Origin of the sequence: Microbacterium sp. PA5 (assembly GCF_049860775.1) — a bacterium.
Taxonomy (GTDB): Bacteria; Actinomycetota; Actinomycetes; order Actinomycetales; family Microbacteriaceae; genus Microbacterium.
The window spans coordinates 143,038-166,865 of sequence record NZ_CP187567.1 but is presented as its reverse complement, the minus strand read 5'-3'; the positions used below and the strand labels follow the sequence as shown (position 1 = coordinate 166,865).

Below are 23,828 nucleotides of genomic sequence, written 5' to 3'. Positions count from 1 at the left end.
GCCCCGCGGCCGACCGCCGCCGTCAGACGCGCTCGGGGCTGTGGAGCCGGGCCAGGAAGCGATCGGCGCGGGTCGGCGGGCCGTGGCGGTCCAGGAGCGAGACCACGACGGTGACCGCGGTGGCCAGCGGGATCGTCCAGGCGGCGGGCTGCGCCAGGAACGGCGCCGCCGCGCCCACTCCGCCCACGGCGGTGTGGACGAGCAGGGCGAGGGCGCACGAGACCGCTCCGGTGACGACGCCCGCGACCGCGCCGCGCGCGGTCAGCCCCCGCCACCACACGCCCAGCAGCAGCATCGGCGACAGGCTCGACGCCGCGAACACGAAGACGACGCCGACGCTCGTCACCAGCCCTCCCGGTGCGGTGAGCAGGGCGACGGCCAGCGGCACGAGGGCGCACAGCGCCGCCGACAGCCGGAACGAGCGGACGGACCCGGAGAAGACGTCCTGGCTGATCACCCCGGCCAGTGACACGACGAGCCCTGCCGAGGTCGCGAGGAACGCGGCGAAGGCGCCGGCCACCACGAGTGCCGTCAGGAGCTCTCCGACGAGCCCGGGGAACACCCGGGAGGGGAGCACCAGCGCGACGGTGTCGGCGACGCCCGGCTGCGCGAGGTCGGGGGCGAGCACCCGCGCCAGCAGCCCCAGCGCGCTCGAGACGGCGTAGAAGACGCTGACCATCGCGACCACGAGCACCGTCGTGCGCCGCGCCGAGACGCCGTCGGGGCTGGTGTAGAACCGGGCGAGCACGTGCGGCAGGCCCATGGTCCCGAGCAGGAGCGCGAGCAGGAGCGACGCCGTCTCGTAGGCGTCGATGCCGCGCGGGCCCGCGGCGGGCGGGAACACCACCGACGGATCGATCTCGTGCGGACCGCCGGCGGTCGCGAAGGCGATGAGGACCACGGGCACGAGGAGCGCGGTGAGCTTCAGCCAGTACTGGAACGCCTGCACGAAGGTGATCGCGCGCATGCCGCCGGCCGCGACCGCGCCGCCCACCAGCACGGCGACGAGCACCGCCCCGATCCAGCTCGGCAGGCCCGCCACGACCACGAGGGTGATCCCCGCCCCGTGCAGCTGCGGCACGATGTAGAGCCATCCGATGACGAGCACGACGACGCTCGTGACCCGCCGGGCGGTGCGCGACTGCAGCCGCGCCTCGATGAAGTCCGGGATCGTGTACGCGCCGCTGCGTCGCAGCGGTGCGGCCACGAACACCAGCACGAGCAGGTACCCGGCGGCGTAGCCGATGGGGAACCAGAAGCCGCGCGCGCCGCCGAGGAGGACGAGTCCGGACAGGCCGAGGAACGTCCCGGCCGACAGGTACTCGCCGCTGATGGCCGACGCGTTCCACACCGGGCGCACCGTCCGCGAGGCGACGAAGAAGTCGCTCGTCGTGCGGGATGCGCGCAGCCCGTAGGCGCCGATGAGGACGGTGGCGAGCACCACGAGCGCGACCGCGACGAGGTCGAGGACGGCGTTCATCCGCGGTCCCGCAGCATCCGGTAGCGCTGCTCGTTGCGCGCAGCGCCGCGGGCGTAGAGCACGGCGAAGACGAAGATCACGGGATAGAAGGCGAACGCGTGCAGCAGCCACGACAGCGGCACGCCGCCCAGGTCGTGGCGATCGAGCTCGGGGATGCCGGCGATCGCGATCGTCAGCGCGACGGCGACCACGACGAAGCCGGCGACGGTCCCGAGCGCGAGGCGCAGCTGCGTGCGGCGCAAGGCGCGGCTGTACACGGCATCGGCGTCGTCCGTCCCGTCGGCCGACGCCGCGACGGCCGAGCGGACCGGCTGGGAGCGGGACGCCGGCAGCCGCCGCGCGTCGGCGGTGACCCGCACCCGCCGCGGCGCGCCGTCGCTCACCGCGGACCGCCGTCGCGGGCGCGCGCGTCTCCGACGAGGGCGTCGCGCACGGCGGGGAGGAGCCGCCGGCTCACCGGCAGCGCCACCGGACCCACCGAGACCGACGGCTCGGCGCCGCTCAGCCGCGCCTCGGTGACCGCCGCTGCCAGCACGAGGTAGGACCGGTGCACCCGCACGAACCCGGCGGACGCCCAGCGCTGCTCCAGCTCCGAGATCGGGATGCGCACGAGGTGTCCGGCTCCGTCGTCGCGCCCGTCGCCGTGCAGGCGCGAGTAGTCCCCCTGCGCCTGCACCCACCGCACGTCGCTGCGGCGCACGAAGCGCACGGACTGGCCGACGGTCACGGGCAGCACCTCGTCGGCCTCCGTCTCGGCGGGCGTCGCGGCCGCGAGCTCGACCACGCGGTCGACGGCCCGGCGCAGCCGCTCTCCGCGGACCGGCTTCAGGAGGTAGTCGGCGGCGCGCAGGTCGAACGCGTCGACGGCGCGGGCGTCGTCGGCGGTGACGAACACGATCGCGGGAGGGTCGGCCAGGGCCGCCAGCGCGGGGGCGAGTTCGAGGCCGGTGAGTCCGGGCATGTGGATGTCGATGAAGGCGACGGCGACCGCCCGCTCCGACAGCTGCCGCAGCGCGTCGGCTCCCGAGCCGGCGGTCAGGATCTCGCCGATCCGGCCGTCGGCGCGCAGGAGGTGCACGAGCTCGTCGAGCGCGGGACGCTCGTCGTCGGCGACGAGCACGTCGATCACGGGATCACCTTTCCGCCGTCCGGGGTCGTTTCGGGGTGAATCGGCCGGTGGGGTCAGCCGCCGTCGAGCTCGTGGTGGGGCTGCGACTTCGGGACCCGCATCCTCACCAGGGTACCGGCGCCGGTGCCGGTCTCCACGACCAGGCCTCCGTCGGGTCCGTACAGCTGCCGCAGCCGCGTGTCGACGTTGCGGATGCCGACGTGGGCGCCGTCGGCCGCCGTCGACAGCAGGTCGCGCAACGCCTCGGGATCCATCCCCACGCCGTCGTCGTCGACGGTGATCTCGGTGTGCGTCGCGTCGTCGCGCGCCTCGATGCGGATGGTCCCCCCGCCCTCGCCGGGCTCGAGGCCGTGGCGCACCGCGTTCTCGACGATCGGCTGCACCGACAGGAAGGGGATGACGGTGGCCAGCGTCTCGGGCGCGATCCGCAGCGTCACCTGCAGGCGGTCGCCGAAGCGGGCGCGCTCCAGCTCGAGGTAGGAGTGGATGCTGCGCAGCTCCTCGGCGAGGGTGGTGAACTCGCCCTGGCGCCGGAAGGAGTACCGGGTGAAGTCGGCGAACTCGAGCACCAGCTCGCGGGCGCGCGGCGGATCGGTGTGGATGAACGAGGCGATCGCGGTGAGCGCGTTGTAGATGAAGTGGGGCGAGATCTGGGCGCGCAGCGATCGGAGCTCGGCCTCGGCGAGCGCCGTGCGGGAGGCGTCGAGCTCGCCCGCCTCCAGCTGCGCGGCGCACCACTGCGCCACCTCTCCGGCGGCCCGGACGAGCGCGGCGCGCACCGGGGAGGCGAAGGCGACGACCACGCCGGCGACCATCCCGTCGACGACGATCGGCGCGCCGACCGCCTCGAGCGCGTGCGCTCCCTCGCCCCGGGGGACGACCTGGCGGCGGCCCGTGGCGCGCACCCGCTCGGCGACGCGTGCGGCGGCCCCCGTCAGCTCCGCCGCGTCCGCCTGCCCGTCGATCGCGACGACGCCCTCCGCCCCCACGAGGGCGACCGCCGTGCTGCCCAGGAGCGCCCGGAGGTGCCGGGCGGCAGGAGCGACGTCGGGCCCGTCGAGACCGCCGCGCAGGTGAGGTGCGGCCAGGCTGGCCTGGTGGAGCGCCCGGAACGCCGCCTGGTCGGCATCGCTGCCGAGGTCGGCGGTGCCCTTGGCCAGTCGGCGCGCGAGCAGCAGGAGGACGGTCAGCGCGACGCCGCCGACCACGCCGAGCACAGCGGCGAGGACGGCGGCATCGGTCATGCGCTCAGCCTACGGAGGGGGGACCCGTCGGCGGGGGACGGTCGTCGAGCGGGGGCGCGCAGCGCCCGAGACGAACCGGCGGTGGCTGCACGGGGCGGGCGTCTCGTCTCGCTGCGCTCGCTCGACGACCGGGGTAGGCGACCAGGGGACGTCAGCAGCACCTGGCCCCGGGGTTGCGGTCCTGATCGTCCATCTTCTGTCGCCAGAACTGGCGTTCGGTGAGGGGCTCGGCCTCCGGATGCGTGCGCCGCTGGTGAGCGAGGTACACGTCGTACGCCCCGTCGCCCATGAGCCCGGACATGTACCAGCGCACGCCGCGGGCCGCGCGGGCCGCGGCGTGGGCGACGGCACCGACGGCGCGCCGGCACAACTCCGGAAGATCGGGCCCCGGACGGCCGGAATCCGTCGTCTCCGCCTCTGCGACGTCGACTCTTCCGGAGTTGTGCACAGCGCGCATCGTCAGTGCCCTCGGCGAGCGGTCTCGCGGCGCTCGTCGGCGAGGATCGGCTCCCACTCCTTCTCGAGGGCGCGCTCGGCGGCCGTCGGGAGGAACCCGGCCGGTGCGAAGCGCCGCGAGGGCACCGCCTCGTCCTCGGTCTCCTCACCGCCGCCGGCGCGGATGGCCCGCACCGTCACGACGACGGCCGTCACGATCACCACGACGGCGAGCGTCACGAAGATGATCGAGAGCGTTCCCTGCACCGCGGTGTTGCGGATGACCGCGCCGATCACCTCGGGGGTGCCGAGGCTGTCGTCGCCGGAGTCGAGGGCCGCACGGTACTTGAAGTGGTTCGCCCAGTACCCGATCGCCGGGACCGGCGAGAAGATCTTGTAGAGCGACGCCGTGACGGTGACGACCGCCGTGAAGGCCAGCGGCAGGGCGACGATCCACAGCCACTTCACGTAGCTCCGGCCGCGCTTGGCGACGATCGCCATGACCACGGCGAGCGCGATGGCCGCCAGCAGCTGGTTGGCGATGCCGAACAGCGGGAAGAACGTGTTGATGCCGCCCAGCGGGTCGGTGACGCCGAGGATGAGGATCGTCCCCCAGCCGGCGACCATGATCGCGGTGCAGATCCACACGCCGGGACGCCACGAGACGTCGCGGAACCTGGGGAACCAGGCGCCGATGGAGTCCTGCAGCATGAAGCGGGCGACACGGGTGCCGGCGTCGACGGCGGTGAGGATGAACAGCGCCTCGAACATGATGGCGAAGTGGTACCAGAACGCCATGAGCGCCTGCCCGCCGAGGGCCTGCTGCATGATGTGCGCGAGGCCGAGGGCCAGCGTCGGCGCGCCGCCGGTGCGGGAGACGATCGACTCCTCGCCCACGGCGGCGGCGGTGCCGGTGAGCATGTCGGCGGTGAGCGGCGACCCGGTGAGCCCGAGCGAGTTCACGAACGCGACCGCGCCCTCCACCGTGCCGCCGGTGAGGGCGGCCGGTGCGTTCATGGCGAAGTAGATGCCCTGGTCGATCGAGATCGCGGCAACGAGCGCCATGATCGCGACGAAGGACTCCATGAGCATGCCGCCGTAGCCGATGAAGCGCGTCTGGCGCTCCTTCTCGACGAGCTTGGGCGTCGTGCCCGAGGCGATCAGCGCGTGGAAGCCCGACAGCGCACCGCAGGCGATGGTGACGAACAGGAACGGGAAGAGCGGACCGGCGAAGACGGGGCCGAGCCCGTTCTCGCCGAAGATCGTGACCGCCGGGACGGAGATCTCGGGACGGACCAGCACGATCGCGCCGGCCAGCATGACGATCACGCCGATCTTCATGAACGTCGACAGGTAGTCGCGGGGGGCCAGCAGCAGCCAGACGGGGAGCACCGCGGCGACGAAGCCGTAGATGATGATGCCGACGGCGATCGTGGTGCGGTCGAGGTGGAAGATCGCCTGTCCCCACTCGGTGCCGGCGACCCATCCGCCGCCGACGATGGCGAACATCAGGAGGACGAAGCCGATGAGCGAGACCTCGGTGACCTTGCCGGGGCGCAGGTAGCGCAGGTACACGCCCATGAACAGCGCGATGGGGATGGTCATGGCGACCGAGAAGACGCCCCACGGGCTCTCGCCGAGGGCGTTGACGACGACCAGGGCCAGGATCGCGACGATGATCAGCATGATGAGCAGCGACGCGATGATCGCGGCGGTGCCGCCGATCCTGCCGAGCTCCTGCCGCGCCATCTGGCCGATCGTGCGGCCGCCGCGGCGCATGGAGAAGAACAGCACGGTGTAGTCCTGCACGGCGCCGGCGAGCACGACGCCGACGATGATCCAGATCGTGCCGGGCAGGTATCCCATCTGCGCGGCGAGCACGGGTCCGACGAGCGGGCCGGCGCCGGCGATGGCGGCGAAGTGGTGCCCGTAGAGCACGCGGCGGTCGGTGGGGACGTAGTCCTTGCCGTCCGAGCGCACCTCGGCGGGCGTGGCGCGGCGGTCGTCGGGACGCGTGATGTAGCGCTCGATGACCTTCGAGTAGAAGCGGTAGCCGATCAGATAGGTGCAGACGGCGGCGAACACGAACCAGATCGCGTTCACGGTCTCGCCGCGCACGAGCGCGAGCATGACCCAGGCGACACCGCCCAGGAGGGCGATCGCGACCCAGATCGCGATCTTCAGGGGGGTCCAGCGGGCGTGTGAGGCGTGGTCGTCGTCGGAGACGGCCACCGGGGGCAGGGTCGGGGAAGGTGCAGTCATCGGATCTCCTCGTGGGCGCGTCATTGCGTGCGCTTCAGGGTAGGAACCGGCCCGCCGGGGGCGGCGCGTCCGCGGGCCGACGTGCGACGAGCGGCGCGGATGCCGCGACGAACGGCGGGCACCCGCCCCGCGCCGGGCCGCGGAGGCTCGCGGAACACCCCGGCCACGCCGTACGTTGGGGGAAGCGAGGAGAGGGATGCCATGAGCGATGACGTCGGGATCACGGTCGAGCGCAACGACGCGAAGGGGCGCTACGAGATCCGTCAGGGCGACACCGTCGCGGGGTTCACGCTGTTCCGCGGGGACGACCAGGGCCGCCTCGTCTTCCCTCACACCGAGATCGACCCCGCCTTCAGCGGTCGCGGCCTCGGCTCGGTCCTGGTCGGCCGGGCGCTCGCCGACGTGGCGGCGCGCGGGGAGACCGTCGTGCCGGTGTGCCCGTTCGTCGTGAAGTACCTGCAGTCCCACGACGTCGACGGCCTGCAGGTGCGGTGGCGCCCCACCGCCGACGCGGCCGGCAGCGACGAGATCGACGCCGCGGACGCATGACCCGGCTCGACGCGCCCCACGAGCCCGCGCGGGAGGCACCCGTCGCCTGCGACGGCCCGCGTGCGCTCCTGCTGGAGGCGCGCGAGGTGCCCCTGGGCGGCGTCCGGGGCATGTCGGTGCACCGGAGCCTGCCGCAGCGCGCGCTGCCGATGGTCGGCGCGTGGTGCTTCCTGGACCGGTTCGGTCCGCAGACCGCGCGGATGCGCGTCGAGCCGCACCCGCACATCGGCCTGCAGACCGTGACGTGGCCGTTCGTGGGCGAGGTGCGTCACCGCGACGCGATCGGCAGCGACGTGGTCGTGAAGCGCGGCGTGCTGAACATCATGACCAGCGGCGCGGGCATCTCGCACTCGGAGTACTCCGTCGGCGAGGACGCGGTGCCCCTCGACGCCCTGCAGCTGTGGGTCGCCCTGCCCGAGTCGCGCCGCCACGGCGAGCGCGACTTCGAGCGCATCGGAGACCTGCCGGTCGTCGCGCTCGACGGCGGCGCCACAGCGCACGTGGTGGTGGGGGAGTTCGCCGGCGCGACCTCGCCCGCCCGCATGTACACGCCGATCGTCGGGGCCGAGGTGGTCATCCCGGCGGGGGTGCGCACCCGGCTGCCGCTGAACCCGGAGTGGGAGTACGCCGTCGTCGGCATCTCGGGAGCTCCGACCGTGCACGCCCCGGATCCCGTCGCCGTGCCCGACCTGGGGCTGCTCTACCTCGGCGTGCAGCGCGACGGCGTCGAGGTGACCGCGACGCAGGACGCCACCGTGTTCCTCCTCGGCGGCGAGCCGTTCGAGGACGACATCGTCATGTGGTGGAACTTCGTCGGCCGCACGCACGAGGAGATCGTGGCGGCGCGCGACGCGTGGGAGGCGGGCACCGACCGCTTCGGGCACGTCGTCGGACACGGCGAGGAGCGCATCCCCGCACCGCCGCTGCCGGGCGTGCGCCTCACCCGGCGCCGCCGGCCGGATTCCCCCGGCCGCTGAGGGTCGGCCCCTTCTCTCGCGCGACTACGCTGGAGAGGTGGCCCGAACCCCGCTCCTGTCGACGCGCGTGCTGCTCGTCTGCGCGGCGATCGGCGTCGCGACGGGCATCGTCGGCGGCATCGCCGGCTCGCTGAGCCTCGTCGTGCTCGCCACCGCACCCTTCCTCTACGGGATGCTGCTGGGTGCCCACGTGCTGCCGGGGATCATCGCGCAGGAGGTGCTGCGCCTGCCGCTCGTCGCGCTCATCACGCACGTGCTCGCCGCCCTCGTCGCGAGCGCCTTCGCCCCGATGTGGATCGGGCGGTTCCTCGGCACGGCGCTACTGTTCGGAGCGATCCAGGAGGCCGTCGCCGCCGCCACCCGCTACCGCGCCTGGGGGCCGTGGCGCTTCTTCATCTCGGCCGCGATCATCGGCGTCATCATCGCCGTCGTCGTCTTCTTCGCCGCCGACCTCGGCAAGCTCGAGCCGTGGGCGCAGATCGCCTACCTGGCGCTGTCGGTGGTGTCGCCGGTCGTGTGGACCGCCGGCGGCCTCGCGGTCGGCCGGGGCCTGCGCCGCGCCGGCGTGGCCCGCGCCCACGCCTGACCGCATCCCCGCCGCTCCGCTCACGCCCCGCGGCCCCGGCTCCCGTTGCCCAGGCTCCCCGCCCAGGCTCCCGCGCGCGCCCCGCGGTCTTGGCGACCGGCCCAGGAGAGGTGAGGTTAGGGTGGGCTAAGTTAGGGGTGTGGGGAACCGAGCGGACGACACGGCGACCGGCACCCCGGTGGTGCAGGTCGAAGGCGTCGCGATCACCCACGACGGCGAGACGACGGCGACGCCCGCGGGCGCATCGTTCGCGGTGCACCCCGGCGAGGTCGTCCTCCTCCTGGGTCCGAGCGGCTCGGGCAAGTCCACGCTGGCACTGTCGCTCAACGGGCTGATCCCCCACGCGATCCCCGCGCGGATCGACGGGGACGTGCGCATCGGCGGGAGGGATGCGGCGACCACACCGGTGGCGACGCTCAGCACGACCGTCGGGATGGTCTTCCAGGACCCCGACGCGCAGCTGGTGACGGGCACCCTGCTCGACGAGGTCGCCTTCGGTCCCGAGAATCTCCGGCTCCCCGTGGAGGTCGTGCTCGCGCGCACCGAAGACGCCCTCCGCCGCGTCGGACTGTGGGAGCGCCGCGCCGACAACCCCGACCGGCTCTCCGGCGGCGGCCGGCAGCGGCTCGCGATCGCGTGCGCGCTGGCGATGGGATCGCCCGTGCTCGTGCTCGACGAGCCGACCGCCAACCTCGATCCCGCCGGCATCGAGGAGGTGTACGCCACCCTCGCCGACGTCGTCTCCGCCGGCGATCGCGCGATCGTGCTCATCGAGCACAACCTCGACCAGGCCGTCGGCCTCACCGACCGCGTGGTCGTGCTCGACGCCCGCGGACGGACCGTCGCCGACGGCACGACCGACGACGTGCTGCGCGGCCGCGCCGAGGAGCTGCACGCGCTCGGAGTGTGGCTGCCGGTCTCCACCCTCGCCGCCCTCGCGCTGCGCGAGGCGCGATGGCGGATCGACCCGCTGCCGCTCACCCCCGACGAGCTGCGCGCCGCCGTCGAGGCCGCCGACGCCCCACCCCCGGCGACCGTGCCCGCCGCCGCGGAGGGCGCCCCGGCCGCGACGCCGCCCACCCCGACCGCCGCGCCGATCGAGCCGGTCGTCACGGTGCGGGACCTGTCGCTCTCGCGGGGCCGCACCCGCGTGCTGCACGGGATCGACCTCGAGGTGCGCGGCGGCGAGTTCGTCGCGATCGTGGGCGCCAACGGCGCCGGCAAGACGACGCTCCTGCAGGCGATCGCCGGGGTCATCCCGCTCCCCCGCGGGCACGTGAGCGTCGCCGGAGCCGATCCCGCGCGCACCGGCCTGCGCAGCCTCTCCCGGCGGATCGGCTTCGTGTTCCAGAACCCCGAGCACCAGTTCATCGCCCACACCGTCTTCGACGAGCTCGCCCACGGCCTGCGGCTGCAACGGCTGCCGGAGGACGAGGTCCGCGCACGCGCCCTCGAGGTGCTCGCCCGGTTCGGGCTCGAGGACCGCGCCGGCACCCACCCGTTCCTCCTGTCGGGAGGGCAGAAGCGTCGCCTCTCGGTGGGCACGGCGCTCGTCGCCGGCGCCCCGATCCTCGCGCTCGACGAGCCGACGTTCGGCCAGGACCGCGCCCGGGCCGACGAGCTGCTGCGGCTGCTCCGGGAGCTCAACGACACCGGGACCACCGTCATCGTCGTCACCCACGACATGCAGCTGGTCACCGACTACGCCGACCGGACCATCGTGCTCGACGGCGGCCGCGTCGTCGCGGACACGACGACGGGCGACGTGTTCGCCGATGCCGCGCTGCTGCGGCGCGCCGGGCTCCGCCTCCCGCCGCTGCGTCAGGCGCTGCAGGGGTCGCGCCATCCCGCGCTCGCCGGAGTCACCCGGCTCGCCGACCTGCCCGCTCCGCAGCACGACGCCCGGACCGTCCGTCCCGCCGAGGCGGCGCCGTGACCGTCCTCGCCGCCGATCCGTACGCCGACCTCGCCGCCCGCGGGAGGTTCCTCCTCGGCCTCAATCCGCTCGCCAAGCTCGCCGCCCCCCTGCCGGCGATGATCGCGCTCGTCTTCGTCCGCGACCTCGTCACGCCGCTCGCCTTCATCGGCCTCGCCTACGCGGTGCTCGTCGCCGGAGCGCGGCTCACCCCGCGCGTCGTGCTCCTGCTGCTGGTCGCCCTTCCCGCGGCCGTCGCACTGCTCGGGTTCGGCATGGCCGTGTGGGCCGACGCGAGCCGCGTGGACCAGTCGGCGGTGGTCCTGACCATCGGACCCTGGACCCTGTACGGCGGGGCCCTGGTGATCGGGCTGGCGACCGCCCTGCGGCTGGCCGCGATCATCGCCCTCGCGCTGATCGCCGGTCTCACCACGACCGGCCCCGACCTCGTACGGGCCAGCGTGCAGCAGCTGCGCGTGCCCTACCGGGTGGGCTACACCGCGCTCGCCGCGTTCCGCTTCGTCCCCCGGTTCGGCCACGAGCTCGACGTCATCCGGCAGGCGCATCGCGTGCGCGGCTCGCACGGCGGACGCGGCCCGTTCGCGGCGATCGCCCGCTGGTGGGGATACCTCGTGCCGCTGCTGGCGGGGGCGATCCGCCACGCCGAGCGGGTCGCGCTCGCCATGGACGCCCGCGCGTTCGGCGCCCACCCCGACCGCACCGAGCGGCACCTGGTGCCGTGGCGGGCGCGCGACACCGCGTTCACGGTGGCGTTCGCCGCCGTCTCGCTCGTCATCCTGTGGCTGCTGTTCCCCTGGGCGGCATCACCCTGGGCGGGATTCCCCTGGGCGGGATTCCCCGGGGCGGGATTCCCCTGGGCGGCCGCCTGATCCCGCCGCCGTGAGCCCCGCGCACGCCGGCACCTTCCCCGAAAGGACGTCCTCATGGCCCGATCCAGCACCCTCGTGAAGCCCGCCGTGCAGGAGCTCCTACACCTGACGGTGCTGCGCACCGAGCGGCTGAGCCCTCACTGGATGCGGATCACGCTCGGCGGCGGCGACATCGCGCGCTTCCGCCCGCTCGGCTACGACCAGTGGTTCCGCCTCTTCCTGCCGGTGGGCGGCGACGAGGGGCTGGAGCGGATCCCGGCCAAGGCCAACAGCATCCTCGGCTACCTGAAGTACCTGCGGATCCCCGCCGGGATGCGTCCCGTGATGCGCAACTACACCGTCCGCGCCTACCGCGCCGGCGGCCCCGACGGCGGCGGAGCGGAGATCGACGTCGACTTCGTGCTGCACGGCTCGGGCGACGCCGCCGGTCCCGCCTCGCGGTGGGCGGAGGCCGCGACCCCGGGCGAGTCCGTCGTGATCATCGACGAGGGCCTCGGGTTCCGCCCCGAGCGCGGCGTGGAGCGGGTCGCCCTCGTCGCCGACGAGACCGGCGCGCCGGCGGTCGCGGGGGTGTGCGCCTCGCTGCCGGCGACGGCCACCGGGTTCGCGATCATCGAGGCGCCGTCGGCCGACGACATCCTCCCCTTCGATGCGCCGGCGGGGGTCGATGTGCAGTGGATCGTCCGCGGCGCCGGCGTGAAGCCGGGGAGCCTCGCGCTGGCGGCACTGCAGGAGCGGGACCTCCCCGGCGATCCGCACGCCTTCATCGTCGGCGAGCAGGCGCTGCCGACCGCCGCGCGCCGGTACCTCGTCGGCGAGCGCGGCCTCGACAAGGGCGCCGTCAGCTTCGTCGGGTACTGGCGCGTCGGCGCCGGCGCCCCGGCGGCCGGGCGGCAGTCGGCGGAACTGTCCTGACCCCGGGCCGGGGTGGGCCGGGCCGGGGTGACGCCGGCGGGCGGGGTGACGCCGGCGGGCGGGGGCGAAAGCAGGCTGGATGGCCCCCAGCCGTCTGGGCCGGCGCCCAGCGACGCGATCCAGCCTGCTTTCGCCCCCGCGTGCGGCGGCTAGGCGGGCGCGACCGCCCGGCCGAGGGTGAGCATGAGGCGGTTCGCCCAGTTGAAGAACGCGGCGCCGTGCACGACGTCGGAGATCTCCAGGTCGTCGAGCCCGGCCGCCCGCAGGCGCGCGACGTGCGCGGGCCCGAAGGCGATCGGCGTCTGCGTGAGCGCGACGGCGGCGGCCACGATCGCGTTCCACCGCTCGCCGAGGTCGGCGCCGACGCCCTCGGCGAGGAGGCGGTCGACGTCGGCGTCGCGGCCCGAGAAATGGGCCGCGAACCGCGCGTGCACCGAGGCGCAGAAGACGCAGCCGTTGACGCGTGACGCCGCCGCGGCCGCGAGCTCGCGATCCTCGCGCGGCAGGCCCTCGGCGACGTTGTAGAAGATGTCCTTGTCGGTGAGGGTGCGCGCCCGCAGGATCTCGGGGTCCCGCGCCAGGAGGCGGAAGTAGTCCGAGTTGGCCCGGCCGCGGTCGACGAGGCCCGCATGATGGCGGTCGGTCAGCTCCTCGGCGGGCAGCGGCTCGAGCCACGGCAGCCAGCCGACGCTCTCCCGCGTGAAGCCGTCGGGATGGGGGGCGTCGTGCCGGAGTGCGCGCGCGGTGCCCGTCGCGTCGGAGATCGTGCCGCTCATGCCGCCTCCCCCGCCTCGCTCGCCGACAGGACGCGCAGGCCGGCGGCCACCCGCTGCTGGAAGGCGAGGAAGGCGATCAGCTGCGACAGCGTGACGATGCCGTCGACGTTCCAGCCCGCGTCGAGGAGGGCGTCGTGCGACGCGCCGTCGGTCTCGCGCAGCCGGTAGGTCAGCAGGTGCACGTGGGCGAGGCCGGCGGCGAGCTTCTCGCCGACGGCCGCGCGCAGGTCGGCCGACGGCGCGTAGCGCGGGCCGACGATGTCCTCGCCCCGCAGCCCCGGCTCGGCGTAGACCCCGTACGGGCCAGCCACGGACTGGGCCCCGGCCTCGGCGAGCACGCGTTCGGCGAGGGTGGGTGCGGCGATCCGGGCACGGTCCGCGTAGAAGCCGGCGGTGCGGTCGTCGGCGGTGAGGCGGGTCGCGAAGGCGGCGAGCAGCCAGCGGTCACGCGTCGCCAGGTGACGTTCGTCGAGGGGCGAGAAGAGCGCCTCGAAGCTCGCCTGCGACTGCTCGCGGGTCACGGGTCGGCGCCGCGCCGCGACCGCGGGCGATGCGCCCGAGATCTCGTCGACGACGTCCGGAACGGTGGTGGTCATGAGTGTCCTCCTGTGGTGATGGGCGGGGATGCCGGGCTGCGCCAGCCCAGGGCGGGGGCGACCTCGGTCGCGAAGAGCTCGATCGAGCGCAGCACGTGCGCGTGCGGGGCGTCGACGGAGTGCACCTGGAACGCGATCTCGTCGGCGCGGGCGAGGGTCGGGTCGGCGGCGAGGGAGGCGGCGACCTCGTCGGCGGTGCCGACGTGGGTGTCGCTCGCGGCGATGAGCTCGTCGAGGTCGGCGTCGGGCGCGAGCCGGCCGCCGCGGAAGGAGCGCGCGGCCCGCCGCAGCCCCGTCTCGGCGAAGGCGCGCGCCTCGTCGCGGTCGTCGGCCACGAAGACGGTGCGGGATGCCGTGACGAATCCGCGGGAGCCGGCCGGCAGTGCCTCGAGGTACGCGTCGACGATGGGCAGCTGGAGCTCGGCCAGGGTGGCGTCCGGACGATCGTCGGGGCGGGGCTGGGTGCGGGAGAGGAGCAGCCCGTGCCCGTGACGGCCCGCGCGGGCGCCCCCTCCCGCCGAGAAGGTCGCCTGCCACACCCGGTCGCCCAGGGTCCCGGCGTCCGGGTACAGGGTGTTCCCGCCGCCGACGTCTCCACCGCGCAGGGCGGTGAGCAGCGTCTCGAGCTTCGCCTCGTACACCGCGGTCTTGTCGTCCAGGCGCAGGCCGAAGGGCGCGAACGAGGTCGGAGTGCCGCCGCTGCCGAGCCCGAGGTCGAGGCGGCCGCCGGTGAGGAGGTCGAGCACCACGGCGTCCTCGGCGACGCGCACGGGGTCCTCGAGCGTCAGCGTCACGACGCCGGTGCCGAGGCGGATCGCGCTGGTCGCGGCGGCCGCATGCGCGAGGAACACGAACGGCGACGGGAGCCCGCCCTCGGCGGCACGGAAGTGGTGCTGCGCGACCCAGGCGCGGTCGAGGCCGAGGCGCTCGGCCTGCTGGAGCTGAGCGAGCGCGAGCGCGTAGCGCTCGGCGGGGGACGCATCGTCGAGCAGACGGGTGAACAGGGCGAGCTGGGTCATGCGGGGCCTCCGATGATCGTGGGGAGAGGGGCCGGAGCGAGGGACGGCACGGGGATCGCCTCGAGCAGAGCGACCGTGTAGTCGCTCCGCGGGCGCTCGAACACGTCGCGTGCGGTCCCGGTCTCCTCCACGCGGCCGTGCGCGAGCACCGTCACCGTGTCGGCGATCTGCCGGACCACGGCGAGGTCGTGCGAGATGAAGAGGTAGGTGAGGCCGAACTCGCGCTGCAGGTCGTCCAGCAGGGCGAGGATCTGGGCCTGCACCGTCACGTCGAGGGCCGAGACCGGCTCGTCGAGCACGAGCACTTCGGGCCGCGGGGCGATCGCGCGGGCGATGGCGACGCGTTGCCGCTGGCCGCCCGACAGCTCCCGGGGGCGCCGATCGTGGAGCGCCGGGGCGAGGGCGACCCGCTCGAGGAGCTCTGCGGCGCAACGGCGGGCCTCACGGCGCGGGAGCCCGCCGATGCGCCGCAGCGGCTCCGAGACCGTGTCGAGGATGCTGAGCGAGGGATCGAGCGACGCGTACGGGCTCTGATAGACCAGCTGCACGCTCGCCCGGAACCGCCGGAGGCCGGCGCCGCGCAGGCCGTGGCCCTGCGCCCCGGACACGTCGGTGCCGGCGACTTTCACCGTCCCCGCCGACGGGGACTCGAATCCGAGCGCGATGCGCGCGACGGTCGACTTGCCCGATCCGGATTCGCCGACGATCGCGTGGGTGGTGCCCCGTGCCACGGTGAACGACACGTCCCGCAGGGCGGCCACGTCGGGACGGCCGCGGTGCCCCGTGAACACCTTCGCGAGCCCCGCGACCTCGATCGCGGGCGGCTCGCCGGTCGCCGGCGGCGCCTCGCGGAACCGCGCGGGCTGGAGGGCGGGCGCGTCGGCGATGAGGCGCCGGGTGTAGGGCGCGGCGCGATGCCCGGCGCCGCCGAGCACGGTGCGGACGTCGCCGGCGTCCTGCACGGCGCCTCCCTCGAGCACGATGATCCGGTCGGCGCGCTCGGCGGCCACGGCGAGGTCGTGGGTGACGAACAGCAGGCCCGACCGGTCCTCGCGGCGGAGGTCGTCGAGGAGGTCGAGCACGGTGCGCTGGACCGTCACGTCGAGGGCGCTCGTCGACTCGTCGGCGACGATGAGCCCGGGCCGCAGCGCGACGGCACCGGCGATCAGCACGCGCTGGCGCTGTCCTCCCGACAGCTCGTGCGGGTACGACCGGGCGATGCGCGCCGTGTCGGCGAGGCCCACGCGCTCCAGCAGCCCCTCGACCTCCTGCGCGATCCGCGCGCGATCGCGTTCGCCGTGGATGCGGAGCACTTCGCCGATCTGCCAGCCGACGGTCTTCAGCGGGTCGAGGGATGCGGTCGGGTCCTGCGGCACGAGACCGACGTCGCGCCCGAGGATCCGCTCGAGGCGGCGCGGCGACCAGCCGGTGATGTCCAGCGCGCCGAGCCGCACCGTGCCGCGCAGCCGGACGGCTCCCCGCGGCAGCAGCCCGATGGACGCGAGCGCGGCGGTCGTCTTGCCCGATCCGGTCTCGCCGACCAGGGCGACCGCCTCGCCGGGCTCGATGCGGATGTCGATGCCGTCGACGGCCACGACGCGTCCGCGCCGGGTCTCGTAGGCGACGGCCAGGTCGCGGACGTCGAGCACCGCGCTCATCGCCGTGCTCCGACCGCCGGCGACCCGATGAGCTGGCTGATGCGGTTGGTCGCGAGCACGACGACCAGCAGCACGAGGCCCGGGAACGCGGTCACCCACCAGGCGGCGCCCAGCAGGTTCCGTCCCTGCGCGATGATCATGCCCCACTCGGGATCGGGCGGCGTCACGCCGTAGCCGAGGAAGCCGAGCGTCGACAGGGCCAGGATCGCCCCGCCGAACTGGAGCGCGAGGAGGGCGAGGACAGGGCGCAGCGAGTTCGGCAGGATGTGGCCGAACAGCACCGAGACGAACGTGCCGCCGCTCCCGTAGGCGGCCTCGACGTACTCGGTGCCCCGCACCTGCACCACCTCGGAGCGGGCCAGCCGGGCGAACCCCGCGATCGAGCCGACGCCGACGGCGAGCGCCGCGTTGGCCGTGCCGGTGCCGAGGAGGACCACCACGGTGAGCGCGAGGAGCAGCCCCGGGATCGCCAGCAGCACGTCGACGACGCGCATGACGACGGCGTCGACGACCCCGCCGACGCCGGCCGCGACGGCACCGAGCAGCACGCCCACCACGAGACCGACCGACACGGCGATCGCCGCCCCGACGAGCGACTCGCGGGCGCCGAAGATGACCCGCGCCAGCTGGTCGCGACCGATCGAGTCGGTGCCGAAGGGGTGCGCGAGCGACGGCGCCTGGAGAGCACCGGCGACCGGCGCGTACGGCGAGTGCGGCGAGAACACCGCGGGGGCGACGGCCCACGCGACGACGACGAGGAGCGCCGCTCCCGACAGCAGCAGCGTGGGCGAGACGCGGATCCGGCGACGGCGACGGGCCGCCGGTCCGGGCGCGGGAGCCGGCGACGGACCGGTCCCGGGCGGGGTGCCGGCGGTGCCGGCGGTGAGGTCGCCGAGAAGGGGAGCGGTGGCGAGAGCGGTCATGCGAGTGCTCCGATCGGCTCGGGCGCCGTCGCCGCGGCGCGGACGCGAGCGCGCGTCCGCAGGCGCGGGTCGAGCACCGGGAAGAGGAGGTCGACGATCAGGTTGACCGTCACGAAGACGAGGGCCGACAGCAGGACGACGGCCTGGATGACGGGGAGGTCCTGCCCGGCGACGGCGTCGTTGACGAGGCGGCCGATGCCGGCCCGCCCGAAGACGGTCTCGGTGACCACCGATCCGGCGATCAGCTCGCCCACGATGAGCCCGCTGATCGTGAGCGTCGGCAGCAGGGCGTTCTTCGCCGTGTGCCGCAGCAGGATCCACGACCGGCTCGCGCCCTTCGCGGTCACGACCTGCACGAAGGGGCGCGTGGCCACCTCGTCGAGGCTGCGGCAGAAGACCTGCGCGAGCGGCGCCGAGATCGGGATCGCCAGGGTGATCACCGGCAGGATCAGCGCCTCGGTCGGCGTCGCGCCGATCATCGGCACCCACCCCAGCTGGAACGAGAACACCTGGATCAGCACGAGGCCCAGCCAGAACGCCGGGAGGGAGATGAACAGCGACGGCACGGCGTCCAGCGCCCGCCGCACCCACGCGAACGGCGCGAACACCGATGCTCCCGCGATCGCCGCCGCGATGAGGAGCGCCAGCGCGAACGCCGCCCCCGCCAGCTGCACCGTCTGCGGCAGCGCCGCCGCGAGGCGGTCGGCGACCGGCATCGCGTTCGTGATCGAGTAGCCGAGATCGCCCTGCACCGTGCCGAGCAGCGCATGCGCGTACTGCAGCAGCACGGGGTCGTCGACCCGGTAGTACTCCCGGATGGCGGCGATCTGCTCGGCCGACAGCCCCATCTCGGGGTTCTCGAACGCGATCATGATGCCGTCGCCCGGCAGCACCGAGAGCAGGAAGAAGGTCGCCGTGTACGCCGCCCACAGCACGAGTGCCGCCTGTCCGACGCGTCCGATGAGGTGGCGCATGTCCGTTCCCTTCTCCCTGCTCTGCGTGATGCGGTGGCTACCGGCCGGCGGCCGTCACTCGGACAGCCAGGTGTCGTAGAGCACGACGCGCCCGACCGGCTCCCACGTGAGTCCGTGCGTCGCCGCCGAGGTGGCGTACGTCTGCGGCAGCTCGTAGAGCGGGATCGTGTACGCGTTGTCGATGAGGTACTCCTGCACCTCGGCGGCCTTCGCGTAGCGCTCCTCCGTCGAGGACAGGGTCGAGATCTCGTCGAGCAGCCCGTCGAGCACCTCGTCGTCCGACACGAGCGCGTTGCGGTTGGAGGCGCTGTGGAAGTTGCTCTTGAGCACATCCGGGTCGACGCGACCGACGTGGGTGATCGCCACCGGCAGCAGCAGCGGATCCTTCTGACCGGCGGTGGCGGTCGCGGCATCCGGCGTGTCGATGTTCAGCTTCACGCCGACCTTCTCCCACTGCTCGGCCACGAGCTCGTCGAGCTGCTGGTTGAGCGGGAACACCGCGCCGACCCAGGTCTCGAGCTCGAGGCGCTGACCGTCCTTCACGCGGATGCCGTCATCGCCGGGAACCCAGCCGGCCTCGTCGAGGAGCGCGGCAGCCGCCTCGGGGTCGTAGCCGAGCCTGTCGGAGAGGTCGACGTAGCCGGTGGCGCCGCGGCTCAGCACCGACGTCGCCTGGGCGAACTTGCCCTGGTAGATCGTGTCGACGATCGCCGCGGTGTCGGTCGCCTTCTGCAGCGCCTGGCGCACGCGGAGGTCGGCGAGGAGCGGATTGGTCCACCGGAGGGCGAATTGCGGGTTCACCCCGTTGGTCGGGGCGTAGTGGACGCCGCTGCCCGCGGCGGTCAGCGCATCCGCGTCGTACACCTGCACCGCGCGGATCGCGTCGGCCTGGCCGGCGGTCAGCGCGCCGGTGCGCACGTTGTCCTCGGGGGTGACGATGATCTCGACGGCGTCGAGGTAGGCGCGGCCCTGGTGCTCGGAGACCTCGGGCGCCCAGTCGTAGTCCTCGCGCACGGCGAGGGAGTACTTCTGCTCGGGCACGACCTCGCCGACCGTGAACGGGCCCGTGGCGACGAGGTTCTCCAGCTGGCACTGCTCCTCGTACGGCAGCTCCGCCGTCGACTTCGCGACGATCGCCGAGCCGACGACGGACGTCGCCTGCAGGAACCCGGGGGTCGGAGCCGAGAAGGTGAACTTGACGGTGTGGTCGTCGATCACCTCGGACCCCTCGTAGTTCGCGACGAACTCCTGCGCCGCGAGGCCGAGCGACTCGTCGCCCAGGCCGAAGTGGTCGAAGTTCAGGGCGACGGTCTCGGCGTCCAGCGGCGTGCCGTCGGAGAAGGTGACGTCGTCGCGCAGGTGGAAGACGTACTCGGTCGCGTCGTCGTCGACCTCCCAGTCGGTGGCGAGCCACGGCGAGATCTCGCGGGTCTCCGGGTCCTGGTAGGTGAGCTTGTCGGCGACCTGATTGAGGATCGTCGCGACCGGGTAGAACCCGCCGCCGCCCGCGTAGAAGCAGGTCGGCGCCTGCGACTCGAGGAAGGTCAGGGTGCCGCCGGTGACCGGCTCACCCGCCGCCGCGGCGGAGTTCTGCGAAGACGCGGACGGGGTGCTGCAGGCGGCGAGCGCGAGCGCCGCGGCAACGGCGACGAGGCCGGCGCCGGCGCGGCGGGCGTGAGGGTTCATGGATGCTGCTCCTTGGTGGGTGGAATCCCCCACGGTAGGAGCGGGCCCTGCGGGGCCCCGACGGCATCCGTTACGCGACTTCATCCGCCGTCATCCGGCGTCATGTGCGGCCGCGGGCTGCGTCCCGTCGTGCCGCGGACAGCGTCCCGTGGTGTCGTGGGCTGCGTCCCGTGGTGTCGTGGGCTGCGTCCCGCGTGGCAAAAGCAGGCTGAACCGGGCGCGGTGGCATCCGGCGCGGCGGTCGCACCCGGCCCAGCCTGCTTTCGCCCCCGCCGGCGGCCCGACCCCCGCCGACGGACAGACAGAACCGCCCCGGCCGGGCGGCCGGGGCGGTTCTGGCGTCGGTTCAGCGGTGGGCGGGCCTCAGCGCTTGCCGGCGAGCTGGCGGCCGACGATCTCCCGCATGATCTCGTTCGTGCCGCCGTAGATGCGGTGCACGCGGGCGTCGAGGAAGGCGCGCGCGATCGGGTACTCGGTGATGTAGCCGTATCCGCCGTGGAGCTGCACGCAGGTGTCGAGCACGTCCCACTCGCGCTCCGTGGCCCAGAACTTCACCTTTGCCGCCTCTTCGGCCGACAGCTTGCCCTCGGCGTAGGCCTTGAGGGCACGGTCGATGTAGGCCCAGAGGGCGTCGACCGTCGTCGCGACGTCGGCCAGCTGGAAGCGGCTGTTCTGGAAGTCGATGATGCGCTCGCCGAACGCCTCGCGGTCCTTCGTGTAGGCGAGGGTCCACTCCAGCGCGGCGGCCGCCGCGGCGGCACCGGCGACGCCGATCGACAGGCGCTCCAGCGGAAGGTTCATCATGAGCTGCACGAAACCCTGGCCCTCGGTGCCGCTGATGAGGTTCTCCTCGGGGACGAACACGTCGCTGAACGACAGCTCGGCCGTGTCGTGTCCCTGGAAGCCCATCTTGTGCAGCTTCTTGCCATGGTCGAAGCCCTCCATGCCGTTCTCGATGATGAGCAGCGAGAAGGCGTCGGGACGGTTCCCCTCCCCGGTCTTCACGAAGGTGACGATCATGTCGGCGGTCTTGCCGGACGAGATGAACGTCTTGGCGCCGTTGACGAGGTAGCCGCCGTCGACCTTCTTGGCGGTGGTCTTGATGCCGCGCAGGTCCGAGCCCGCACCCGGCTCGGTCATCGCGAGGGCGCCGAGGATCTCGCCGGTCGCCATGCCGGGCAGCCACTTCTCCTTCTGCGCCTGCGTGCCCATGTGCACGAGGTAGGGGACGGCGAGGTCGTCCTGGATGCCGAAGGCACCGGCGAGCGATCCGGCTCCGGCGCGGATGACCTCCTCGTTGACGACCGCGCGGAAGCGGTAGTCCTGGAGCATCCCGGCGCCGCCGAACTCCTCGGGCACGCTCAGGCCGATGATCCCGGCCTCGCCGGCGGCGAGCATGGTGGCGCGGTCGACCTCACCGTCGGCGTCCCACTTCTCGCGCGCCTCGTTGGTCACGTACCGCTTGCAGAACTCCTTGACGACGTCGCGGAACGCCTCGTGGTCCTCGTCGTAGATGTCGCGCTCCATCGTGCGCCCGTCCTCTCATCCTCGAGTGCCGCTGCCGCAGGGTGTGCGGCAGGGCCGGCCGTGGGATTGCATCCCGGCATCCATGGTACTGGGTTTCAGGCGTCGTAGTCAGGTGCGGCGGGGAGTCCGAAGAAGTCCTCGAGGGTGCCGTAGCCGCCGGCGTCGTACGCCTCGGCCAGCTCGACCCCGATGTAGCGCAGGTGCCACGGCTCCCACGAGTAGCCGGTCGTCGCGGTCGCGCCGTCCTCGTAGCGGATGATGAAGCCGAACCGCCAGGCGTTGTCGACGAGCCACTCCGCCTCGGCGGTGCCTTTGAAGCCGTCGTGCGACCCGCAGCCGCCGTCGCACGCGACGACGTCGACCGCCAGCCCCGTCTGGTGCTCGCTGTGCCCGGGGCGGGCGCTGCGCAGGTCGGCGGCGGCCCGGCCCCGCGAGGCCACGTAGCCGTTGTAGAGGTCGACCTGGTAGGCGTACGGGCGGAAGGCGCTATCGACGCCGAGGGTCCCGACGCCGTCGGCGACGATCGCGGCGGCGAGCTCGTCGAGGGCGTCGGCGGCGTCGGCCCGCAGCCATCCGCCGCCCGAGACGACCCGGATGCCCTGCGGCTGCGCCTGGGGCGTCGGCCAGTAGTCGAGGGGATCGAGGGCGTTGCGCTTGTTCACGACGACCCACGTTCTGCCCGCCTCGGTCACGTCGATGCAGGGGGCCTCGCCGGATGCCACGGCTGCACGGAAGGCCTCTCCGCCGCCGAGAGCCGCGACCACCTCGGCGTCCGTCCCCGAGGCCAGCGCGTCGACGACCGCGGGGTCGTCGCAGACCGCAGGGGATGTCGGAGCAGGGGCCGGGCTCGTCGGAGCGGGCGAGGCCGGCGTGGGAGCTGCGGTGGGCGTCGGCGCGGGGGAGGTCGCGGACGGCGAGGGGGGCGCCTCCGCCTCGCCGTCGCTCGGACGCGGCAGCGCGAACGTGGCGATGGACGCGCCGACGACGAGCACGAGCGTCACCGCCAGCACGCGGCGGCGGACGAGCCGCACCCGGCGCGACGTGCGGTGGGCGCGGCGCGTGTGGGGGGACGCGGCGGGCACACTCCATTGTCGCGCGACGGCGCGCGGCGCCCGGGATTGCGCGATGTTCGACTGTCGTCGCTCATGGGTTGACGGAGTGTCGAATCTGTGTTCCCCTGGGAGGATGAGGTGGCAGGGTCAGCAGGTGGGGGCGACGGACCCCGACGCGCTGCCCGGCCTGGAGTCCCTCGGCGGGCTCGTCCGCAGCGTGACGACGCCCGAATTCGCGGGCATGACCTTCCACGAGGTGCTGGCGAAGTCGGCGCTCAACCACGTTCCCGGTCCGTCGGCCATGCCGTTCGACTGGACCGTGAACCCCTACCGGGGCTGCAGTCACGCCTGCGTCTACTGCTTCGCCCGTCGCACGCACGAGTACCTCGACTTCGACTCCGGCGCCGACTTCGATCGCGAGATCGTCGTGAAGACGAACGTCGCCGAGGTGCTCCGCCGCGAACTCGCCCGGCCGTCGTGGGCGCGCGAGCACGTCGCGCTGGGCACGAACACCGATCCGTACCAGCGCGCCGAGGGGCGCTACCGGCTCATGCCCGGCATCATCGAGGCGCTCGCCGACAGCGGCACGCCGTTCTCGGTGCTGACCAAGGGCACCCTGCTGCGCCGCGACCTGCCGGCGCTGGCGGCTGCGGCGTCCGTCGTCGACGTCGACGTGTCGATGTCGATCGCCATCAGCCACGACGCCCTGCGCGAATCGCTCGAGCCCGGCGCGCCGACGTTCCGCGCGCGGGTGGAGACGATCCGCGCGGCGAGCGAAGCGGGTTTCCGCCCGATGGTCTTCCTCATGCCGATCCTCCCGCACCTCACCGACGACGCGGCGATCATCGACGACGCGCTGCGGCAGCTGAGGGAGGCGGGCGCCCGCCGCGTCGTGTTCGGGGCGCTCCACCTGCGCCCCGGCGCCAAGGAGTGGTTCTGGCAGTGGCTCGAGCGCGAGCGTCCCGACCTGCTGCCGCTCTACCGCGGGCTGTACCCGGGCGCGTCGGTGAGCGCGCCGGTCGGCTACCGCAAGCTGCTGTCGGCGCGGGTGCGGCCGCTGCTGCGCCGCCATGGCCTCACCGGCGGGGCGGAGGACGACGCCCCCGCGCCGCGCGCGTCACGCCTCATGCCCGTGCGCGCCACGGCATCCGCGTCGGCTCCCGCGATGCTCTTCTGACGCCCTCGCTCCTGCCCCGCCCCGCCCCGCGCGCGCCGCCGCGCCTGCCGCCGAGCCG

22 protein-coding genes are annotated in these 23,828 nt (G+C 73.8%); 7 read left to right on the top strand and 15 right to left on the bottom strand.

Annotated elements, in window-relative coordinates:
* Positions 1 to 22: 22 nt before the first annotated feature.
* From ACPWUT_RS00805 to ACPWUT_RS00780, 6 genes are all read right to left on the bottom strand, one after another.
* Complete coding sequence (locus ACPWUT_RS00805) at positions 23 to 1,480, bottom strand: cation acetate symporter (protein ID WP_425839609.1); 1,458 nt, start codon at positions 1,478 to 1,480, stop codon at positions 23 to 25.
* On the bottom strand, positions 1,477 to 1,863 hold the full coding sequence (locus ACPWUT_RS00800) for a heavy metal transporter (protein ID WP_284528581.1): 387 nt from the start codon (positions 1,861 to 1,863) through the stop codon (positions 1,477 to 1,479). The genes ACPWUT_RS00805 and ACPWUT_RS00800 overlap by 4 nt, the downstream gene beginning before the upstream one ends.
* Positions 1,860 to 2,609 (bottom strand): LytR/AlgR family response regulator transcription factor, encoded by a 750-nt coding sequence (locus ACPWUT_RS00795; protein ID WP_425839604.1) that lies wholly within the window; start codon positions 2,607 to 2,609, stop codon positions 1,860 to 1,862. The genes ACPWUT_RS00800 and ACPWUT_RS00795 overlap by 4 nt, the downstream gene beginning before the upstream one ends.
* Positions 2,610 to 2,662: 53 nt before the next feature.
* The gene (locus ACPWUT_RS00790) at positions 2,663 to 3,853 is read right to left on the bottom strand and encodes a sensor histidine kinase (RefSeq protein ID WP_284528579.1); all 1,191 of its coding nucleotides are present in this window, start codon (positions 3,851 to 3,853) and stop codon (positions 2,663 to 2,665) included.
* Positions 3,854 to 4,004: 151 nt separating this feature from the next.
* Positions 4,005 to 4,310: a YbdD/YjiX family protein gene (locus ACPWUT_RS00785; protein ID WP_342395262.1), complete on the bottom strand. Its 306-nt coding sequence runs from the start codon at positions 4,308 to 4,310 to the stop codon at positions 4,005 to 4,007.
* A 2-nt stretch (positions 4,311 to 4,312) separates the two neighbouring features.
* Entirely contained in the window at positions 4,313 to 6,550 is a 2,238-nt protein-coding gene (locus ACPWUT_RS00780) for a carbon starvation CstA family protein (RefSeq protein WP_425839599.1), read from the bottom strand.
* A 201-nt stretch (positions 6,551 to 6,751) separates the two neighbouring features.
* On the opposite strand from ACPWUT_RS00780, the gene ACPWUT_RS00775 reads away from it, so the two are divergent.
* The 6 genes from ACPWUT_RS00775 to ACPWUT_RS00750 all read left to right on the top strand — a co-directional run bounded on the left by ACPWUT_RS00775 (position 6,752) and on the right by ACPWUT_RS00750 (position 12,382).
* Positions 6,752 to 7,099 carry a GNAT family N-acetyltransferase gene (locus tag ACPWUT_RS00775; protein ID WP_425839596.1) on the top strand — a complete coding sequence of 116 codons (348 nt, stop codon included), beginning with the start codon at positions 6,752 to 6,754 and terminating at the stop codon, positions 7,097 to 7,099.
* Complete coding sequence (locus ACPWUT_RS00770) at positions 7,096 to 8,076, top strand: pirin family protein (RefSeq protein WP_425839593.1); 981 nt, start codon at positions 7,096 to 7,098, stop codon at positions 8,074 to 8,076. Before ACPWUT_RS00775 ends, ACPWUT_RS00770 begins: the two co-directional genes overlap by 4 nt.
* Positions 8,077 to 8,113: 37 nt before the next feature.
* Positions 8,114 to 8,662, top strand: a complete 549-nt coding sequence (locus ACPWUT_RS00765) for an ECF transporter S component (RefSeq protein WP_284528575.1) — start codon at positions 8,114 to 8,116, stop codon at positions 8,660 to 8,662.
* Between the two features lie 139 nt (positions 8,663 to 8,801).
* The gene (locus tag ACPWUT_RS00760; RefSeq protein WP_425839590.1) at positions 8,802 to 10,598 is read left to right on the top strand and encodes an ABC transporter ATP-binding protein; all 1,797 of its coding nucleotides are present in this window, start codon (positions 8,802 to 8,804) and stop codon (positions 10,596 to 10,598) included.
* Positions 10,595 to 11,467 (top strand): energy-coupling factor transporter transmembrane component T family protein, encoded by an 873-nt coding sequence (locus ACPWUT_RS00755; RefSeq protein ID WP_425839587.1) that lies wholly within the window; start codon positions 10,595 to 10,597, stop codon positions 11,465 to 11,467. Before ACPWUT_RS00760 ends, ACPWUT_RS00755 begins: the two co-directional genes overlap by 4 nt.
* 54 nt (positions 11,468 to 11,521) lie before the next feature.
* The gene (locus ACPWUT_RS00750; RefSeq protein ID WP_425839584.1) at positions 11,522 to 12,382 is read left to right on the top strand and encodes a siderophore-interacting protein; all 861 of its coding nucleotides are present in this window, start codon (positions 11,522 to 11,524) and stop codon (positions 12,380 to 12,382) included.
* A gap of 149 nt (positions 12,383 to 12,531) precedes the next feature.
* On the opposite strand, the gene ACPWUT_RS00745 is transcribed toward ACPWUT_RS00750, so the two are convergent.
* The 9 genes from ACPWUT_RS00745 to ACPWUT_RS00705 form a co-directional block, all read right to left on the bottom strand.
* Entirely contained in the window at positions 12,532 to 13,158 is a 627-nt protein-coding gene (locus ACPWUT_RS00745) for an alkylhydroperoxidase domain protein (protein WP_284528571.1), read from the bottom strand.
* Positions 13,155 to 13,754 (bottom strand): CMD domain protein, encoded by a 600-nt coding sequence (locus ACPWUT_RS00740; protein ID WP_425839580.1) that lies wholly within the window; start codon positions 13,752 to 13,754, stop codon positions 13,155 to 13,157. The genes ACPWUT_RS00745 and ACPWUT_RS00740 overlap by 4 nt, the downstream gene beginning before the upstream one ends.
* On the bottom strand, positions 13,751 to 14,773 hold the full coding sequence (locus ACPWUT_RS00735; protein WP_425839577.1) for a putative FMN-dependent luciferase-like monooxygenase: 1,023 nt from the start codon (positions 14,771 to 14,773) through the stop codon (positions 13,751 to 13,753). The genes ACPWUT_RS00740 and ACPWUT_RS00735 overlap by 4 nt, the downstream gene beginning before the upstream one ends.
* Positions 14,770 to 16,431, bottom strand: coding sequence for a dipeptide ABC transporter ATP-binding protein (locus ACPWUT_RS00730; RefSeq protein ID WP_425839574.1), 1,662 nt, complete (start codon positions 16,429 to 16,431; stop codon positions 14,770 to 14,772). The genes ACPWUT_RS00735 and ACPWUT_RS00730 overlap by 4 nt, the downstream gene beginning before the upstream one ends.
* Entirely contained in the window at positions 16,428 to 17,354 is a 927-nt protein-coding gene (locus tag ACPWUT_RS00725; RefSeq protein ID WP_425839571.1) for an ABC transporter permease, read from the bottom strand. The genes ACPWUT_RS00730 and ACPWUT_RS00725 overlap by 4 nt, the downstream gene beginning before the upstream one ends.
* The gene (locus ACPWUT_RS00720) at positions 17,351 to 18,328 is read right to left on the bottom strand and encodes an ABC transporter permease (RefSeq protein ID WP_284528566.1); all 978 of its coding nucleotides are present in this window, start codon (positions 18,326 to 18,328) and stop codon (positions 17,351 to 17,353) included. The genes ACPWUT_RS00725 and ACPWUT_RS00720 overlap by 4 nt, the downstream gene beginning before the upstream one ends.
* A gap of 54 nt (positions 18,329 to 18,382) precedes the next feature.
* A complete protein-coding gene (locus ACPWUT_RS00715; RefSeq protein ID WP_425839568.1) occupies positions 18,383 to 20,014 on the bottom strand; it encodes a TIGR04028 family ABC transporter substrate-binding protein in 1,632 nt (543 codons plus the stop codon).
* A gap of 363 nt (positions 20,015 to 20,377) precedes the next feature.
* Positions 20,378 to 21,541, bottom strand: a complete 1,164-nt coding sequence (locus tag ACPWUT_RS00710) for an acyl-CoA dehydrogenase family protein (protein WP_425839565.1) — start codon at positions 21,539 to 21,541, stop codon at positions 20,378 to 20,380.
* A 95-nt stretch (positions 21,542 to 21,636) separates the two neighbouring features.
* The gene (locus ACPWUT_RS00705; RefSeq protein WP_425839562.1) at positions 21,637 to 22,623 is read right to left on the bottom strand and encodes a M15 family metallopeptidase; all 987 of its coding nucleotides are present in this window, start codon (positions 22,621 to 22,623) and stop codon (positions 21,637 to 21,639) included.
* A gap of 103 nt (positions 22,624 to 22,726) precedes the next feature.
* Here ACPWUT_RS00705 and ACPWUT_RS00700 point away from each other — a divergent pair, with 103 nt between their 5' ends.
* Positions 22,727 to 23,770: an Rv2578c family radical SAM protein gene (locus ACPWUT_RS00700; protein ID WP_425839559.1), complete on the top strand. Its 1,044-nt coding sequence runs from the start codon at positions 22,727 to 22,729 to the stop codon at positions 23,768 to 23,770.
* The last annotated feature ends 58 nt before the right edge of the window (positions 23,771 to 23,828 follow it).

Bases quoted from the DNA above. Each gene is read 5' to 3' on its own strand.
- ACPWUT_RS00805 (WP_425839609.1), bottom strand. From the start codon at position 1,480: ATGAACGCCGTCCTCGACCTCGTCGCGGTCGCGCTCGTGGTGCTCGCC.
- ACPWUT_RS00790 (WP_284528579.1), bottom strand. From the start codon at position 3,853: ATGACCGATGCCGCCGTCCTCGCCGCTGTGCTCGGCGTGGTCGGCGGC.
- ACPWUT_RS00785 (WP_342395262.1), bottom strand. From the start codon at position 4,310: ATGCGCGCTGTGCACAACTCCGGAAGAGTCGACGTCGCAGAGGCGGAG.
- ACPWUT_RS00780 (WP_425839599.1), bottom strand. From the start codon at position 6,550: ATGACTGCACCTTCCCCGACCCTGCCCCCGGTGGCCGTCTCCGACGAC.
- ACPWUT_RS00775 (WP_425839596.1), top strand. From the start codon at position 6,752: ATGAGCGATGACGTCGGGATCACGGTCGAGCGCAACGACGCGAAGGGG.
- ACPWUT_RS00770 (WP_425839593.1), top strand. From the start codon at position 7,096: ATGACCCGGCTCGACGCGCCCCACGAGCCCGCGCGGGAGGCACCCGTC.
- ACPWUT_RS00750 (WP_425839584.1), top strand. From the start codon at position 11,522: ATGGCCCGATCCAGCACCCTCGTGAAGCCCGCCGTGCAGGAGCTCCTA.
- ACPWUT_RS00745 (WP_284528571.1), bottom strand. From the start codon at position 13,158: ATGAGCGGCACGATCTCCGACGCGACGGGCACCGCGCGCGCACTCCGG.
- ACPWUT_RS00740 (WP_425839580.1), bottom strand. From the start codon at position 13,754: ATGACCACCACCGTTCCGGACGTCGTCGACGAGATCTCGGGCGCATCG.
- ACPWUT_RS00735 (WP_425839577.1), bottom strand. From the start codon at position 14,773: ATGACCCAGCTCGCCCTGTTCACCCGTCTGCTCGACGATGCGTCCCCC.
- ACPWUT_RS00730 (WP_425839574.1), bottom strand. From the start codon at position 16,431: ATGAGCGCGGTGCTCGACGTCCGCGACCTGGCCGTCGCCTACGAGACC.
- ACPWUT_RS00725 (WP_425839571.1), bottom strand. From the start codon at position 17,354: ATGACCGCTCTCGCCACCGCTCCCCTTCTCGGCGACCTCACCGCCGGC.
- ACPWUT_RS00720 (WP_284528566.1), bottom strand. From the start codon at position 18,328: ATGCGCCACCTCATCGGACGCGTCGGACAGGCGGCACTCGTGCTGTGG.
- ACPWUT_RS00715 (WP_425839568.1), bottom strand. From the start codon at position 20,014: ATGAACCCTCACGCCCGCCGCGCCGGCGCCGGCCTCGTCGCCGTTGCC.
- ACPWUT_RS00710 (WP_425839565.1), bottom strand. From the start codon at position 21,541: ATGGAGCGCGACATCTACGACGAGGACCACGAGGCGTTCCGCGACGTC.
- ACPWUT_RS00700 (WP_425839559.1), top strand. From the start codon at position 22,727: ATGAGGTGGCAGGGTCAGCAGGTGGGGGCGACGGACCCCGACGCGCTG.